At 55.9% G+C, this 14911-nt stretch carries 14 protein-coding genes; 3 read left to right on the top strand and 11 right to left on the bottom strand.

Annotated features, from left to right (window positions below):
• Positions 1-5 precede the first annotated feature (5 nt).
• Genes mraY through mraZ form a run of 7 tightly spaced genes read right to left on the bottom strand, consistent with a single transcriptional unit; the run spans position 6 to position 7439 of the window.
• Positions 6-1088 (bottom strand): phospho-N-acetylmuramoyl-pentapeptide-transferase, encoded by a 1083-nt coding sequence (gene mraY, locus AYI87_RS10070; RefSeq protein WP_011867252.1) that lies wholly within the window; start codon positions 1086-1088, stop codon positions 6-8.
• Positions 1088-2458, bottom strand: coding sequence for a UDP-N-acetylmuramoyl-tripeptide--D-alanyl-D-alanine ligase (murF, locus tag AYI87_RS10065; RefSeq protein ID WP_144201737.1), 1371 nt, complete (start codon positions 2456-2458; stop codon positions 1088-1090). The genes mraY and murF overlap by 1 nt, the downstream gene beginning before the upstream one ends.
• The gene (gene murE / locus AYI87_RS10060) at positions 2455-3924 is read right to left on the bottom strand and encodes a UDP-N-acetylmuramoyl-L-alanyl-D-glutamate--2,6-diaminopimelate ligase (protein ID WP_144201735.1); all 1470 of its coding nucleotides are present in this window, start codon (positions 3922-3924) and stop codon (positions 2455-2457) included. The genes murF and murE overlap by 4 nt, the downstream gene beginning before the upstream one ends.
• Positions 3921-5657 carry a peptidoglycan D,D-transpeptidase FtsI family protein gene (locus tag AYI87_RS10055; RefSeq protein ID WP_144201733.1) on the bottom strand — a complete coding sequence of 579 codons (1737 nt, stop codon included), beginning with the start codon at positions 5655-5657 and terminating at the stop codon, positions 3921-3923. Before AYI87_RS10055 ends, murE begins: the two co-directional genes overlap by 4 nt.
• A complete protein-coding gene (gene ftsL / locus AYI87_RS10050; RefSeq protein WP_011867256.1) occupies positions 5654-5968 on the bottom strand; it encodes a cell division protein FtsL in 315 nt (104 codons plus the stop codon). Before ftsL ends, AYI87_RS10055 begins: the two co-directional genes overlap by 4 nt.
• A gap of 37 nt (positions 5969-6005) precedes the next feature.
• A complete protein-coding gene (gene rsmH, locus AYI87_RS10045; protein WP_144201731.1) occupies positions 6006-6947 on the bottom strand; it encodes a 16S rRNA (cytosine(1402)-N(4))-methyltransferase RsmH in 942 nt (313 codons plus the stop codon).
• A 33-nt stretch (positions 6948-6980) separates the two neighbouring features.
• Entirely contained in the window at positions 6981-7439 is a 459-nt protein-coding gene (mraZ, locus tag AYI87_RS10040; protein ID WP_011867258.1) for a division/cell wall cluster transcriptional repressor MraZ, read from the bottom strand.
• A 414-nt stretch (positions 7440-7853) separates the two neighbouring features.
• On the opposite strand from mraZ, the gene AYI87_RS10035 reads away from it, so the two are divergent.
• From AYI87_RS10035 to AYI87_RS10025, 3 genes are all read left to right on the top strand, one after another.
• Positions 7854-8564: a peptidase gene (locus tag AYI87_RS10035; RefSeq protein ID WP_144201729.1), complete on the top strand. Its 711-nt coding sequence runs from the start codon at positions 7854-7856 to the stop codon at positions 8562-8564.
• Positions 8561-9676, top strand: a complete 1116-nt coding sequence (locus AYI87_RS10030) for a PepSY domain-containing protein (protein ID WP_144201727.1) — start codon at positions 8561-8563, stop codon at positions 9674-9676. Before AYI87_RS10035 ends, AYI87_RS10030 begins: the two co-directional genes overlap by 4 nt.
• Before the next feature lie 146 nt (positions 9677-9822).
• Complete coding sequence (locus AYI87_RS10025) at positions 9823-10131, top strand: hypothetical protein (protein ID WP_144201726.1); 309 nt, start codon at positions 9823-9825, stop codon at positions 10129-10131.
• 42 nt (positions 10132-10173) lie between these two features.
• On the opposite strand, the gene glpK is transcribed toward AYI87_RS10025, so the two are convergent.
• From glpK to leuD, 4 genes are all read right to left on the bottom strand, one after another.
• Positions 10174-11670 carry a glycerol kinase GlpK gene (gene glpK, locus AYI87_RS10020; RefSeq protein ID WP_144201724.1) on the bottom strand — a complete coding sequence of 499 codons (1497 nt, stop codon included), beginning with the start codon at positions 11668-11670 and terminating at the stop codon, positions 10174-10176.
• Positions 11671-11681: 11 nt separating this feature from the next.
• Positions 11682-12179 (bottom strand): nuclear transport factor 2 family protein, encoded by a 498-nt coding sequence (locus AYI87_RS10015; protein WP_144201722.1) that lies wholly within the window; start codon positions 12177-12179, stop codon positions 11682-11684.
• A 201-nt stretch (positions 12180-12380) separates the two neighbouring features.
• Positions 12381-13733, bottom strand: a complete 1353-nt coding sequence (locus tag AYI87_RS10010; protein WP_144201766.1) for an outer membrane protein transport protein — start codon at positions 13731-13733, stop codon at positions 12381-12383.
• Positions 13734-14299: 566 nt separating this feature from the next.
• Positions 14300-14905 carry a 3-isopropylmalate dehydratase small subunit gene (leuD, locus tag AYI87_RS10005; RefSeq protein WP_144201720.1) on the bottom strand — a complete coding sequence of 202 codons (606 nt, stop codon included), beginning with the start codon at positions 14903-14905 and terminating at the stop codon, positions 14300-14302.
• Between the last annotated feature and the right edge of the window lie 6 nt (positions 14906-14911).

The raw sequence follows: 14911 nt of genomic DNA, 5'->3' as shown, positions 1-14911 counted from the left end.
GCGTCTTACCTTAACTTTAAAGTTGCTAAGCCTAGCAACACCAGGAAGAGGGAGATGATCCAGAAACGCACGATCACCCTGGGCTCGGGCCAACCTTTGAGCTCGTAGTGGTGATGGATAGGTGCCATCCTGAAGATACGTTGACCGCGCAGCTTATAGGAGCCGACCTGCAGGATCACAGAAACCGTCTCCATCACGAATACGCCACCCATGATCACCAAGAGGATCTCCTGACGCACCAACACGGCGATGGTGCCCAGTGCCGCGCCCAGAGAGAGCGAGCCCACGTCACCCATGAAGACCTGGGCCGGATAGGTGTTGAACCACAAAAAGCCCAATCCCGCACCGACGATGGCGGTGCAGACAATCACCAGCTCGCCCGAGCCAGGCAGATAGGGGATATGCAGGTAGTTGGCAAACTGCACGTGACCAGACAGATAGGCGATCAGCGCAAAAGCAGCCGCCACCATCACGGTCGGCATAATCGCCAGACCATCCAGACCATCGGTCAGGTTCACCGCATTGCTCGAGCCCACTATGGTGAAGTAGGCCAGCAGGATGAAGAAGGCGCCCAGCTGTGGCATCACATCCTTAAAGAAGGGCAGGACCAATTGGGTTTCGCCTTCACTGCCCGCCGAGGCATACAGATAGAAGGCGATGGCCAAGGCTGCCAGGGACTGCAAGATATACTTCCAGCGCGCGATAAGTCCCTTGGTGTCCTTGCGCACCACCTTGCGATAATCGTCGATGAAGCCGATCAGGCCAAAGGCGCCCAGCACGAAGAGCATGACCCACACGTAGCGGCTACCCAGATCGCCCCATAGCAATACGCTGATGAAGACGCCGGCCAAGATCAACAGGCCACCCATGGTCGGTGTGCCGCGCTTGGCAAAATGCGACTCGGGTCCTTCGTTACGGACCACCTGACCTATCTGCAGCAGTTGCAGACGCTCGATCATCTTAGGTCCCCACCACAGGCTAAACACCATGGCGGTCAACAGCCCCAGGATCGCCCTGAAGGTCACATATGAGAAAACGTTAAACCCGGTATAAAACTGGGTTAGATACTCAGCCAGATAAACCAGCATTAAAACAACTCCTTGCGCTCAAAGGCGGCAATGAGGGCCTCGACAACCCGCTCCATTCTGGCGCTTCGAGACCCCTTAACTAACACAGTCACCTTGCCGGCTAACTGGTTAAAATAACTAACTAAATCAACAACCAATGCATCTAAGTCGGTAAAATGCTTGCCGGCGAAAGCCTCGCTACTCGCCCGACTCAACTCTCCCAGTGAATACAAGGCATCGATCCCCTGCTGCTTGGCCTTCTCGCCCAGCTGCCGATGTAAAAGGGACGCATTGTCACCTAATTCGCCTAAATCGCCCAGCACTAAACAGCGATTTCCTTCAATTTCTTGAAGCCAGTCGATTGCCGCCCCCACCGAGGCCGGATTGGCGTTATAGGTGTCGTCTATCAGCAAGAAACGCCCCAGACGTGTCGGCTGCATACGCCCCTTCACGGGTTGTAACCGCATAAGGCCTTGAACTATCTCATCCAGCGACAATCCCAGCGCCAGACAGATGCTGGTCGCCGCCAGGGCGTTACTTACCTGATGACGGCCCGACAACGGCAGGCTGACGGTACGCTGCTCATCCCGATACGCGATTCGAAAGCGATAACAGCCCAAAGCGTCGGCGCTGAGCTCATCGGCGCTGACATCTGCAGGATTCCCCTGGGATGAAAAACTCAACTGGGTATGACTAGCGGCCGCGCGGCGCATCACATCGGCAAATGCGTCGTCGGCATTGATCACGGCGACGCCATCCTTAGCCAGGTGGAGGAAGATCTCAGACTTGGCCTTAGCCACGCCTTCGAGCGAGCCAAAACCCTCTAAATGCGCCGAGGCGACATTATTAACCATCGCCACATCGGGTTGCACTAAAGATGAAGTGTAATTAATCTCGCCGAGATGATTGGCACCCAGTTCGAACACGCCATATTCGTGTTGCGGCTCGAGGCGCAGCAGGGTCAACGGCACACCCACTTCGTTGTTGAAGTTGCCCGCGGTATAGAGCACCTGATGCTGGGTCGACAATATGGTCGCCACCATCTCCTTGACGCTGGTCTTGCCGTTAGAGCCGGTCAGGGCCACGCTCTTGGGCGCGACGCACTGCTTCACATGGGCACCAATCTGGCCCATGGCTTTCTGGCTGTTAGCCACTATGAGTTGCGGCGCGGCAATCGGCAGTTCACGCTCCACCAACAGAGCACTGGCGCCATCCATCACCGCCTTGGCGGCAAAATCGTGGGCATCGAAACGTTCACCTTTTAAGGCGACAAACAGGGTCTGTGCATCCACCACCCGGCTATCGCTCGATACCTTGCTGACGCTTAAATCATCGCCGATATGCTTGGCATTCAAAACCTTGGCGAGCTCTGACAGTTTAAGTGGGATCATTTGCCGCCCCTCGCAATTGCAGCCGCCAGGGCGCGTTCATCATAATCCAGGCGCTTGCCGGCGATCTCCTGATAGGTCTCATGGCCCTTACCGGCCAGCAAAATGAGGTCGCCACTGGAGGCCAGGGTCACCACCTCGCGGATCGCCTGTTGTCTATCGACCTGGGTCAGGGCGATCTGCGGCTTGTTGAGTCCGGCCAATACATCTTGAATGATCGCCATGGGATCTTCGCTGCGAGCATTGTCGCTGGTCACCATGACGCAGTCGGCATTCTCCTCGGCGGCGCGGGCCATCAAGGGCCGCTTGCCCTTATCACGATCGCCACCACAGCCAAAGACGCACCACAGCTTGCCGCGGCAGTGACCACGCAGGGCTCTTAGTGCCTGCTCTATGGCGTCCGGCGTATGGGCGTAATCCACCACCAGGGTAACCCCTTCTGATGTAGTGAAACGCTCCATGCGCCCCGCCACAGGCTTGAGGCTGGACACCTGAGTCAACAGCTGCGCCATGGCGTAGCCGCTCAGGTAAAGAGCCCCCAAGGCCGCCACCAGGTTAGACAGGTTAAAGATACCCAGCAGGGGCGAGTCGATCTTCGCCTCGCCCTCGGGCCAGACTAAGGTCGCGCTGACGCCCTGGCTATGCTGCTTCACCTCTTTGGTATAGATAGCGGCGCCTTCCTGGCCTTGAATGCTAAAGCCCACCAAGCCCTTGCAGCGCTTATCCTGGATCCACTGACGCCCAACAGGATCGTCGAGGTTGATCAGGCCATGGCTCAAGGAGCTAAATCTAAACAGGCGCTGCTTGGCCGCGCCATAGGCATCCATAGAACCGTGGTAATCCAGATGATCCCGACTCAGGTTGGTAAACACGGCCACATCGAAAGGCACGGCGTCTACGCGTCCCTGTACCAGGCCATGGCTGGACACCTCCATGGCGCACACATTCGTGCCCTGGCGGTCAAAATCTTCTAGCTGGCGCATCACGGTAATGGGATCCGCCGTGGTGTTACCGCTGTCGATCAGCTGGCCCCACAGGCCATTACCTAGGGTGCCCATGACGGCTGCCGGCTTGCCCAGACCGTCGCTTAGCTGAGCAATCAACTGGGTCACGGATGTCTTACCATTGGTGCCGGTTACGCCGATCAGCTTGATCCTGTCCCTTCCCAGCACATAGAGCTGAGAGGCGAGCGCCGACAGCTGACGCTGCAGCTGAAAGAAATAGATACGCAGGCCATTGTCCTGGCTCACCTTGCCATGCTCTGCCGGATCGTCGGTATGAATAAGTGCCGCTACGGCTCCTTGCGACAGGGCGGTATCGACATAATCTCTGCCATCGACCCTGTGACCGGGCACGGCAACAAACACGCTGCCCTGGCCTATCTCGCGGCTATCCAGCGTAAGATGGCTGAGGGACTCACCACCGGCATAATGAAACCAGGGGGCTAGGAGATCGCATAGCTGCATTATTCGCCCCTCCTGACATTACCGGCCAATTGAACTTTTTCTCGAGCGCTGATCGGCTCAACATTTAACATCTGTAGTGCCCCTGACATCACTTTGGCAAACACGGGAGCGGCCACATCGCCGCCATAATAACGATCGCCCTTGGGCTCATTGACTACCACCACCATGGCGAGTCTCGGATTGTGTACGGGCGCGACCCCGGCAAACAGGGCGACATAATCCTCACCATAGCCACCGGCCACGGCCTTACGGGCAGTACCCGTCTTACCCGCAACCGGGTAACCGTCGATATGGGCCTTCTTGGCGGTGCCGCCAGGCTCTGTCACCCCGATCAACATCTGCATCACGCTGCGGGCCACCTCGGGTGAGATCACCTGCTCGCCCTCTGGCTCCTTCTTCAGCTTGAGTATCGATGAAGGATAGAGCACGCCGCCGCTACCCAGCATCGCGTACATGCGGGCGATCTGCAGTGGTGTTACGGTCAGGGCATAACCGAAGGAGAGAGTTGCCCGCTCAAAATCGGACCAGCGACGACGGTCATGGATAAGACCGGCGCTCTCGCCCGGCAGGTTGATGCCAGAATAGTTGCCCAGCCCCATGGCTTGGTAGTAACCCAGCAGCTCCTGTACCGGCATAGACAAGGCAATCTGTGTCATCCCCACGTTACTGGAATGCACCAAGACGTCAGCCAGTGACATGTCGCCATAGTTGCGGCCGTCGCGCACTATCTTGCCGCCGATACGCACGCGGCCCGGATGTGTCTTGAAGATCTGATCTTCCTTGATGGTGCCGGCCTCGAGCGCCGCGGCGACCACGAAGGGCTTGATGGTGGAACCCGGCTCATAGGCGTCAGTCAGGGCGCGGTTACGCATGCGATAGCTTTGCAGGTTATCGCGGGAGTTAGGGTTGTAGCTGGGGGTATTCGCCATGGCCAGCACCTCGCCGGTGTGCACGTCGAGCACCACGATAGAGGCCGAGGTAGCCTGGTTGATCTCGGTCGCACGCTTAATCTCACGATAGGCCAGCTGCTGAATGCGCTGATCGATACTGAGCACCAGATCGTTAGAGCTCTCGCCGGTCTGCACCGTGTCCAGACGCTCCACCACGTGGCCGTCGCGGGACTTACGCACCTTGTGCTTGGTGGGCGTACCCGTGAGCCAGTCGTTATAGGTACTCTCGATCCCTTCGATACCCACGTCATCGATATTGGTCAGGCCCACCAGCTGGGCGCTGATCTCACTGGTGGGATAGTAGCGGCGCGACTCTGCCTTAAGGTAGACGCCGGGTAGCTTAAGCTGCTTGATATACTCGGCCACCGCAGGTGTAACCTGACGCTTTAAGTAGGTAAATCGTTTCTTGGGGTTAGTCTGCACCCGCGCCAGGATCTCCTCCTTGGGCTCGTGCAGTACGTCGGCCAGCGCCTGCCAGCGACGCATATCGGCGAAGCCGTTACGATCGTGCACCACCTTAGGATCGGCGTAGACCGCCTTGACCGGCACGCTCACCGCCAGCATCTCACCGTTGCGATCGGTGATCATGCCACGGTGCACCTCGTTACTCGTGGTACGCAGGGTGCGCATGTCACTCTCGTGACGCAGTTTTTCCGGCTCGATGATCTGAATATAGGCGGCGCGGCCCACCAGGCTGGTAAACAGCAGACACACGAAACCGACCACGACGTAGAGACGCCAGTGGATCAGCTGTGGTTTCTGTTTACGTTTCGCCTGCTTGCTCATGGTACTCTCACCACCACTTCTTCGTTGGGTAACGGCCGCTTCATCTCCAGCTCTTTCGTGGCAATCCGTGTCACCCTGCTATGTTCCGACTGCGACTGCTCTTCCAGCAACAGGTTGCGCCATTCGATATCCAAGCGGTCACGCTCCTGCAGCAACTGATCCCACTGGCTGGTGTACTTGCGACTGGAATGGCTGGTGTAAACCACCAAAATGGCATTCGCAATCACAATAAAAGCCATCAATAGCACCCACTTATGGTGCCAAAGATCGAGTAATACGATACGAGTCAGGTTAAGTTGTGACTTACTCACTAGCGTTCCCCTAGTCTCTTACGTCTGCTCGACAGGATTAGTAGTCTAATCGCTCGGCAACCCGCAACACTGAGCTACGCGCCCTGGCATTGCGGTCAATTTCCTCGGCCGACGGCTTAATCGCCTTACCCACGGCCTTGAGTAATCGTGTCTTATTTATTTCGGCTTCGGTCAGCGGTAACCCGTGGGGCACAGACTCACCTTGGCTATGGCGGCGAATAAAACGCTTCACCATACGGTCTTCCAGCGAATGGAAGCTGATCACCGACAGACGTCCCTGGGGCGCCAAAACGGTAACCGCCCCTTCCAGCGCCTGATCGATCTGCTCCAGCTCGCTGTTGATATAGATACGGATCGCCTGAAACACGCGTGTCGCCGGATGCTTATTGCGCTCCTTGCTCTTGCTCACCCGAGCGATCAGATCCGCCAGCTCCTTGGTTCGCAAGAAAGGCGCCTTGTCTCGGTCGGCGGCGATACAACGGGCGATATGGCGGGCGTTCTTCTCCTCGCCATAGGTCTTAAATACCCAGGCCATATCTTCTATCTCGGCGCGAGCCAGCCACTCGGCAGCGGTCTCCCCCTGGGAGTTGTCCATGCGCATGTCCAGCGGACCGTCACGCAGGAAGCTAAAGCCGCGCTCGGCATCGTCTAGCTGAGGGGAGGAGACGCCAAAATCGAACAGAATGCCGTCGATCTTGCCTCTGAGGCCGAGATCATCGACATATTGGGCCAGCTGGCCAAAACCACCATGAACAATTGAGAAACGCGCATCATCGGCAAATTGCTCTGCGGCGGCGATCGCCTGAGGATCGCGGTCGATGGCAACCAGGCGACCATTAGGGCCCAATTGCTTGAGCACTTCGCGAGAGTGTCCGCCGCGGCCGAAGGTGCCATCGATATAGATGCCCTCTGGCTTGATGTTGAGTCCGGCTACCGTTTCCGTCAGCAGCACGGATAAATGCGCAAATTCTTGAGTCATCGCTCTCTTCTTTAACTTATGGTTATTCTCTTATCACAAAGAGAAGTCCGCCAAACGCTCACTATTGGCAAAGGCATCGCTTTGAATCGTTTCACGGCTAAGTTCAATCTGTTGCTGCCAGGCCGCCTCATCCCACAGCTCAAACTTGTTCAATTGCCCCACCAGCATGGCATGCTTGTCCAGATTGGCATATTGGCGTAGCGGTGGGGGCAGTAGCAGGCGACCATTGCTGTCTAACTCGCACTCATGGGCATAACCGAGTAACAAACGCTTCATGGCGCGTTCCGGGCCCTGGGTATCTGACAGCAGTAACAGCTTGGCTTCTATCGCTTTCCAAGCCTCGAGTGGATAGATGAGCAAACAGGCGGCATCGAAATCGACCGTGATCACCAGCTGGCTGTTAAAATCGACGTGCAGGCGCTCGCGGTATCGCTTTGGGATCGCGATCCGGCCTTTGGCGTCAAGATTAATAGCACTCGCTCCACGAAACACGTTAGCTCGTCCTTGTTTTTCTGGTTAATAGATCCACAAATATCCACAATTTCCCACAAATGCTAAGTTTAGAGATAGTGTGCAAGCATTGTCAAGGGATGCCACCATTTATAAAGCCAGTATTCAAGCGGGTTCGCAGCCAGTTTGTAAATTTGTAACTACAGTCAAACCAGGGACAATTTGTGGGGATTTCAGGGTCAAATATGTTGAAAAAACAAACAGAAGTGGAGGGCCTACAGGCTTTGGTGGATCGAAAAGTGGATCGCCGTCCCAAATTGAGGCCATGATCTGTGGGATCGACGCGAGCAGATGGAACCGACCCGTCTGTTCGGCCCTAAGCAGTTGGAGTCACGCCCATTATGCCTTGCTCAAAGGCAGCTTGATCCCTATGATGGCCAATAAAAACACAAAATCATGCTAACACCCAAACAGAGCCGCTGGCTTCGAAAATCACACAAATGGTTGACCCTGTTTCTGGGGGCACAACTCCTCATCTGGTTAATGTCCGGCCTTTATATGGTGATCATGGATATTGACTATATCCATGGCGATCATCTCGTTGACGAGTCCAGGCTCACGCTTGACGCTAGTCAGCTAACCATATCGCCCGAGACGATCCTCTCACGCTATCCCGAGGCCAATAGACTAGAGCTACTCCCTACAGCCCTAGGCCCTGTCTATAAACTCAGGCTAGACGGAAAACCTCTCTATCTCTCGGGTCGAGATGGCAAGCCGCTCGAGTCGCTAAGCCAGCAGGATGCGATGCAGGTTGCCCGCCTGCTCCATCCCGGCGACCTATCAAACGCCAGCAGTGAGTTGTTAACCGAGTCGGCACCGGCCGAGATCGATGGGCGTCGCCTGCCCCTGTGGCAGATAAACCTTAACGATGCCTTCGACTCGCGCCTCTACATCTCGGCCAGCAGCGGCGAGTTGGTGGCCAAGCGCCATGACTTCTGGCGCCTGTTCGATTTCATGTGGATGCTGCACATCATGGACTATGACACTAGGGAAGATGTGCACAATCCGCTACTGACCGGCTTTAGTCTGCTCGCGCTACTGACGGCGCTTTCCGGCGCCCTGCTACTACTCATCGCCTTTAAACGGGGCGAGGAGGAGCCAGCATGAGACTTAGTATGATTAGCGCAAGAAGTTTACATCGCATCCTGGGACTCATAGTCGGCATACAGCTGATCATCTGGACCCTGACCGGCCTGGCATTTAACCTGATCGATGACCAGCTGTTAGATGCCAATTCCATGCGCGCCAAGCCTGGTAACCAAGCGCAAAACAGCGTCAGGTTACTTCAGCCGACGGTGACGCTAGCAGAAATTACAAACCAACTGACAAGCAATAATGCTGAGCAATTAAGCCTTCAGCGTGTCGAGCTCGCCACGCTACTGGAGCGCCCTGTCTATCGCCTGAGGACGAGCGCCGGCACCCTCGCCTTTTGGGGCGATACCGGCGAGGCGGTGAACTTGAATAACGAGCAGCTGATACGGCTCGCCCGGCAGAGTTATTTAGGGGAAGCTAGGCTCTCCTCGCCCATTGTCGATAAAGAAGCAGCGCAGCGCTATGGCGGCAACCCGGCCTTCTACCGCTTCGATATCCAGGATGAGCATGACACACAGATCTTCATCGATGGCCAGAGCGGTCAGGTCAAGGGCCACGAAAACCAGGGCTCGCGATTCAAGCAGCTGCTCTTCATGCTGCACTTTATCGACTATTTCCCGAATAATGGCGTGAGCTTCAACCACCTGGCGACCCAGCTGATTGCCTTCGCCGCCCTGCTACTCGGCCTAAGCGGCACCTGGGTGCTAATGCGCAAACTGGCCGCCGGTGACTATTTCAGCTGGCAGACAAGTAAAAGCACAGAAAAGGGAGAGCGGCAGCTAACCTTGCTCTCACCGGACGGCGAACCGCTCGAAAGCCTCATTCTGGCGCCGGGCAATCTGCTGGACAATCTTAACCACGACAGAACCCGCGTCCCCAGCCAGTGTGGCGGTGGCGGTCAGTGCGGCATGTGCCGTGTCCGATTCCTAGAGCAGGCGCCGCAGGCGACCGTCGAAGAGCAAGCCCGCCTCAAGCAGGAACATTTGGCCCAGGGCATTCGCCTCAGCTGTCAGCATAATTGCCACCAGGGCAATATCGCGCTCACCAGCCGCGCGCAGCTAAGGTTCTGGCAGAAGGCACAAAGTGATGCCGAGCAGGCAGTGATTCCGGCTAAGGCCTCCTCGTAAGCGAAGGCAGCCTCTTGATCGAAAGCTGCCCTCCTGAACGAAACCGCCACTTTGAACGAATATAGCGAACAGGATGTCTAAATTTTAAGCAGAAGCAGCCGATAAATAGGTTAGAGGAGTTATACCCAACCTAAAAAGGAGGAGAGATGGTTGCCCTAGATAGCCTGTACGCCATGTTAGCCAGACCGGTACAACGCGTGGTAACACGTAAGCGCGTGGTGGATCAGACTGAGCACATAGATGCCATCCACGCCGACAGTCATGAGGCGCCCCAGTCGCAGCTGCCGCCCCATCTGGAACGTCGTCGCCAGACCGACAGGCGCATCAACCCCAGACCCGGGCGCGACGATCGACGCGGCCAGGCGAGACGCCAACAGGCGCAGAAACAGGCCGAAGAAGAGGCAGAAAAAGAAGCATTGGACTCACCACTGCCCCGTATCGATATCGACGTCTAACATCGACTGCTAATATTAACGCCTAATATCAGTGTCTGGCGATTAGCCCACAGATTCGCTGGTCACCTGAGCAACCGCGCGCTTCCACCCAAGATACAAGACTTCACGTTCGTCGTCGGCTATGGCTGGCTTAAAGCAGCGCTCCACGCCCGCCTTGTGTTTCAATTCGGCCGTCGATTGCCAGAAGCCTACCGCGAGTCCCGCCAGGAAGGCTGCCCCCATGGCCGTGGTTTCAGTCACCTTAGGTCGCTGCACCTCGACGTCGGTAATATCCGCCTGGAACTGCATCAGAAAATCGTTGGCGACCGCGCCACCATCCACCTTCAGTTGTTTCAGCTGCACGCCACTGTCTTTGGTCATGGCATCGAGCAGATCCCGGCTTTGATAAGCAATCGCCTCGAGGGCGGCGCGGATGATATGGTTGCGATTCGCTCCCCTGGATAGGCCGACCAAGGCGCCGCGAGCACTGGCATCCCAGTAAGGCGCCCCGAGCCCCACGAAGGCCGGCACCAGATACACGCCGTTGTTGTCGCTGACCTTAAGGGCAAAATATTCCGTGTCCTGAGCATCGCGGATCAGCCCCAGCTCATCGCGCAGCCACTGAATGGTGGCGCCGCCCATGAATACCGAGCCCTCCAGGGCATAGTTAACTTCGCCCTTTGGTCCCACGGCTATGGTGGTCAACAGGCCATGGTTAGATTGCACCGCCTGCAGACCTGTGTTCATCAACAGGAAACAGCCTGTGCCATAGGTGTTCTTTGCCATCCCCTCGTCGATACACAGCTGACCGAAGAGGGCCGATTGCTGATCTCCCGCCATGCCGGCCACGGGGATTTCGCCCCCCTCCCCGGCGATGCGGGTCTTGCCATACACGGCGCAGGAGGGCTTCACCTCGGGCAGGATACTCGCGGGAATATCCAGCGCCTCGAGCAGCACGGGATCCCAGGCCTGTTGGTGAATGTTGTACAGCATGGTGCGTGAAGCATTGGTAGGGTCGGTCACATGCACCTTACCCTCGGTAAGTTTCCACACCAGCCAGGTATCTATGGTACCAAACAGCAGGTCACCGGCCTCGGCCTTCTCTCTGGCACCCTCGACATTATCGAGGATCCAACGGATCTTGGTGGCCGAGAAATAGGGGTCTAACACCAAGCCTGTATTCTGCCGTATGTACTCCTCATAGCCCGCCTCCTTCAGGGATTCACACAGGGGTTGGCTGCGGCGACACTGCCAGACGATGGCGTTATAGATGGGTTTACCCGTGCTTTTGTCCCACAGAACAGTGGTTTCACGCTGATTGGTGATGCCGATACTAGCGACCTCGTCGCTGTGGATCCCCGCTCTGGCGAGCGCCTCGATCAGAGTAGAGCTCTGGGAGGCCCAGATCTCCATGGGATCGTGCTCCACCCAACCCGCCTTAGGGTAGATCTGGGAAAACTCTCGCTGGGAGATGGCGACGACATTGGCGTCGTGATCGAAGATGATGGTACGCGAACTGGTCGTGCCCTGATCGAGCGCGATGACATACTTCTGCTGCACGAACGCCTCCGCTACTGCTGGTTAGGCTGGTTCGGATCCAGCTCAGGCTCTGGCTCAGACTCGACTTGCTCGGCGGCCTCTAACTGCTCGTCACAGGCGTGGGCGGGCAGATACCAAAACTCGGCGATCTTACCGTCCTGCACGCGGAAATTACCTATGCTGCACTGGCTGAGTTGCTCACCATCGTTCTCCCAGGTCACACGCTCTACCGTGCTGACATAGTGGGAGGAGTCGATCAACTCGAGTATGGTGGCCTGGGCGCCGGTGAGGGTCTCGAAATAGTCTGTCATGGCGGCGCCAAATTGCGCCTTATCCGAGGTTTCTACTTCTATCTTGCTGCCGGAGATATGCATCCAGCGCACATCGTCCGACACATGAGTCAGCATCTTCTCGACACTGTGCTGGTTATAGGCGTCGATAAACCCTTTCACCACTTGCGTCGCACTCGGGTCGGCGAAGGCCGATATCGGCAGTAATGCTATGCTTGCAGCCAGAAGATAGGGTTTCATGGGACACCTCTTATTGTTGGTTCATCGCGCCTATCGCCCCGCTCTGTTGGCTGTGGGGCAATAGTGGATCGATTAGCGCTAAAAATATGTTGATAATTAGACGAATATAATCCGATGAAGTTCAGATAGCCAACAAATATTCAGATAAAAAAATGCCCCACATAGGTGAGGCATTTTCGTTTAGCTTAACTAGCCATTAAGTTACATCTTGTAGCTTAACTGAGCGCCCAGCAACCAGACATCGCCGCCCGCTTCACCGTTAAAGCTCACCTGAGCCAGGTTCATCAGGTTCATGGTCTCGTTGATCGGCGCATCACCATGGGCCTTGATGTAAGTCACGGCAAAGTCCAGGGTCAGGTTCTTAGAGGCTTGATAGCCAGCGCCCGCGCTGAACCACAGACGGTCTGAATCAGGGATAGTGATGGTGCGATACTCATCTTCTACCGCCGTCTTATCCAGCGCCACACCGCCACGTACCAACCACTTATCGCTTAGCTGATAGCTGGTGCCCAAGGCGAAACGCCAGTTGTCTTTAAAGTTCTCAACCTTCACCAGGTCTGACTCCAGGCCGCCAACAGGCTTCTGCTCACCAGGGAAGTATGCCACCAGTTGATCGAACACGCTCCACTGGGTCCAGTTGACGCTGGCATGCATTGCCCAGTTGTCGGTGAGCTGATGGTAAGAGGCCAGTTCGGCGAAGGCTGGCAGTTCGAGCGGCATATAACCCTCGATCTCCACATCCTGACCACCGTTGTAGATCAGGCCAGAGGCATGACCGTCGAGTTCCAGCTCGACGCCACTGTGATAGGCCAGACCGATACGGTGCGCCGGGTTGATCTGCCAGCTGGCACCCAGCTGCCAACCATAGCCAATATCATCCCCTTCCATCGATTTCAGGCTGGTGCCGCCCGGTGGCAGTGCTGCTGCGACTTCGGCAGGCAGGGTAGGAATCGCCTTGATACCGTCTACCCAAGCCGGCGTCGAGGCGCCAATCTTACCTTCGCCATAGACGATACGCAGACCCGCACCGACAGAAACGGCCTCAGACACCTTGTAAGCCAGGTTTGGATTGAACTCCACAGTGGTCACCGAGGTTTCTTTTCCAAAGATAGCGGTAGGATGGGTGCTCGGCACTTCAGTCGCCAGACCATAGTTAGAGTTAACCGCTAAACCCCAGGTCCACTGGTCGTTAAGCTGGTTAGAGTAGTAGAAGTTAGGCACCAGGGCGTCGTCAGCCACATCCAGGGCATCGGCGTTCATGGTCACCCCCTGAGGCCCCAATACAGGTGAAGCCAGCGTCACGTCGCCCTCTACGTCGACATTTGGCATCACATAGATACCACCCAGCGACAGCTGACGTCCCTCGAGGTAGGTCAACATAGCAGGGTTGCGCGCCTGAGCGGCAGCATTGTCGGCCATGGCCGCCTCACCCGCAAAGGCACGGCCTAGACCCGTGGCAGAATATTCGGCAAGTTGAAATCCAGCGGCCTGAACTTGAGATAGCGGCGTGGCGATGGCAGCAACTACAGCTAAAGATAAAATATGCTTCTTCATCATGGCTCTCTTGTTATTATGACAACCTAGAGCAAAGGCTCCAGATATTGAGTGAGCCGCAGTCTACTGATGCAGAATATCTTTACAAGCAAATTATGAATTTAAGCGAATAATGCTGGCCATAGCGCCTAAATAGCATACAAAAACCAGCTAAAACCGACTTTTAAACGTCAACTAAAGTACAAAAATGTGATCCACGTTCACTTAATGAGATTTATAAAAATCAGCAGACACAGACAAATCACCACAATATCAAACAATTAAACTGAAAACATTCAATTAACACCTGTACGCCTGAAAACCACAAAACCACCAGCATAAATCACTAGCTCGTTGCACATCTGGCTAGCCAACGGCTAGAAACCACAATAAACAACTGAAAAATATAGACTTAACAAGATTCAGCGCCGCTAATGTAAACAAAAAGCCGACCACAGCAAACTGCGATCGGCTCTATTCGATAACCCTAAGGTACAGATGTACGCCTAATTTCTAGTGCGCCAAACTCCTAAAGCGCCTAATCCCTAAAACATGTATCGGGCGCAATGAGTTAGGCCTTCTTAGCATTAGGTGCGCCAGCTGGGGATCTCGGCTTCATAAGCCGCTATCGCCTCGCCGTAACCCAGGCTGATGCCTATGGCATCCAGGCCGTTGAGCAGGTTATGACGTGCCGACGGGGCAATCTCGAAGCTAAAACTTGCCCCCGAAGGTGAGGTCACCGTCTGTGCCTGCAGATCCACGCTCACCTGAGCGCCCTCTTCGGCTTCAACCTCTCGCATCAACTGCACCACCTCCGCCTCGGTGAGGCGAACCGGCAACAGGCCGTTGTTGATGGCGTTGCCATAGAAGATATCGGCAAAACTTGGCGCTATGATCACCTTGAGGCCAAAATCGGCCAGGGCCCAGGGCGCATGTTCACGACTCGAGCCACAGCCAAAGTTCTCCTTAGCCAGCAAGATAGAGGCTCCCCGATAGCGGGGCCGATTCAGGCTGAACTCTGGATTAGGCTGATCGCCGGCATCGTCCAGATAACGCCAATCGTGGAACAGGTGAACCCCAAAGCCGTCACGAGTGACCTTAGAGAGAAACTGCTTAGGGATGATCTGATCCGTATCGATATTGGCACTGTCGATGATCACCGCAAGCCCTGTATGTGTGGTAAATGGTTGCATCTCTCC

The organism is Shewanella sp. KCT, assembly GCF_007636505.1.
GTDB classification, from domain to species: Bacteria; Pseudomonadota; Gammaproteobacteria; order Enterobacterales; family Shewanellaceae; genus Shewanella; species Shewanella halotolerans.
The sequence above is the reverse complement of the archived record's forward strand: the minus strand, read 5'-3'. Positions and strand labels throughout refer to the sequence as shown.

What these genes read in the sequence shown, in the direction of transcription:
- mraY (WP_011867252.1), bottom strand. Translation starts at nt 1,088, where the DNA reads ATGCTGGTTTATCTGGCTGAGTATCTAACCCAGTTTTATACCGGGTTT.
- murF (WP_144201737.1), bottom strand. Translation starts at nt 2,458, where the DNA reads ATGATCCCACTTAAACTGTCAGAGCTCGCCAAGGTTTTGAATGCCAAG.
- AYI87_RS10015 (WP_144201722.1), bottom strand. Translation starts at nt 12,179, where the DNA reads ATGAAACCCTATCTTCTGGCTGCAAGCATAGCATTACTGCCGATATCG.
- AYI87_RS10030 (WP_144201727.1), top strand. Translation starts at nt 8,561, where the DNA reads ATGAGACTTAGTATGATTAGCGCAAGAAGTTTACATCGCATCCTGGGA.
- AYI87_RS10035 (WP_144201729.1), top strand. Translation starts at nt 7,854, where the DNA reads ATGCTAACACCCAAACAGAGCCGCTGGCTTCGAAAATCACACAAATGG.
- AYI87_RS10055 (WP_144201733.1), bottom strand. Translation starts at nt 5,657, where the DNA reads ATGAGCAAGCAGGCGAAACGTAAACAGAAACCACAGCTGATCCACTGG.
- rsmH (WP_144201731.1), bottom strand. Translation starts at nt 6,947, where the DNA reads ATGACTCAAGAATTTGCGCATTTATCCGTGCTGCTGACGGAAACGGTA.
- AYI87_RS10025 (WP_144201726.1), top strand. Translation starts at nt 9,823, where the DNA reads ATGGTTGCCCTAGATAGCCTGTACGCCATGTTAGCCAGACCGGTACAA.
- AYI87_RS10010 (WP_144201766.1), bottom strand. Translation starts at nt 13,733, where the DNA reads ATGAAGAAGCATATTTTATCTTTAGCTGTAGTTGCTGCCATCGCCACG.
- leuD (WP_144201720.1), bottom strand. Translation starts at nt 14,905, where the DNA reads ATGCAACCATTTACCACACATACAGGGCTTGCGGTGATCATCGACAGT.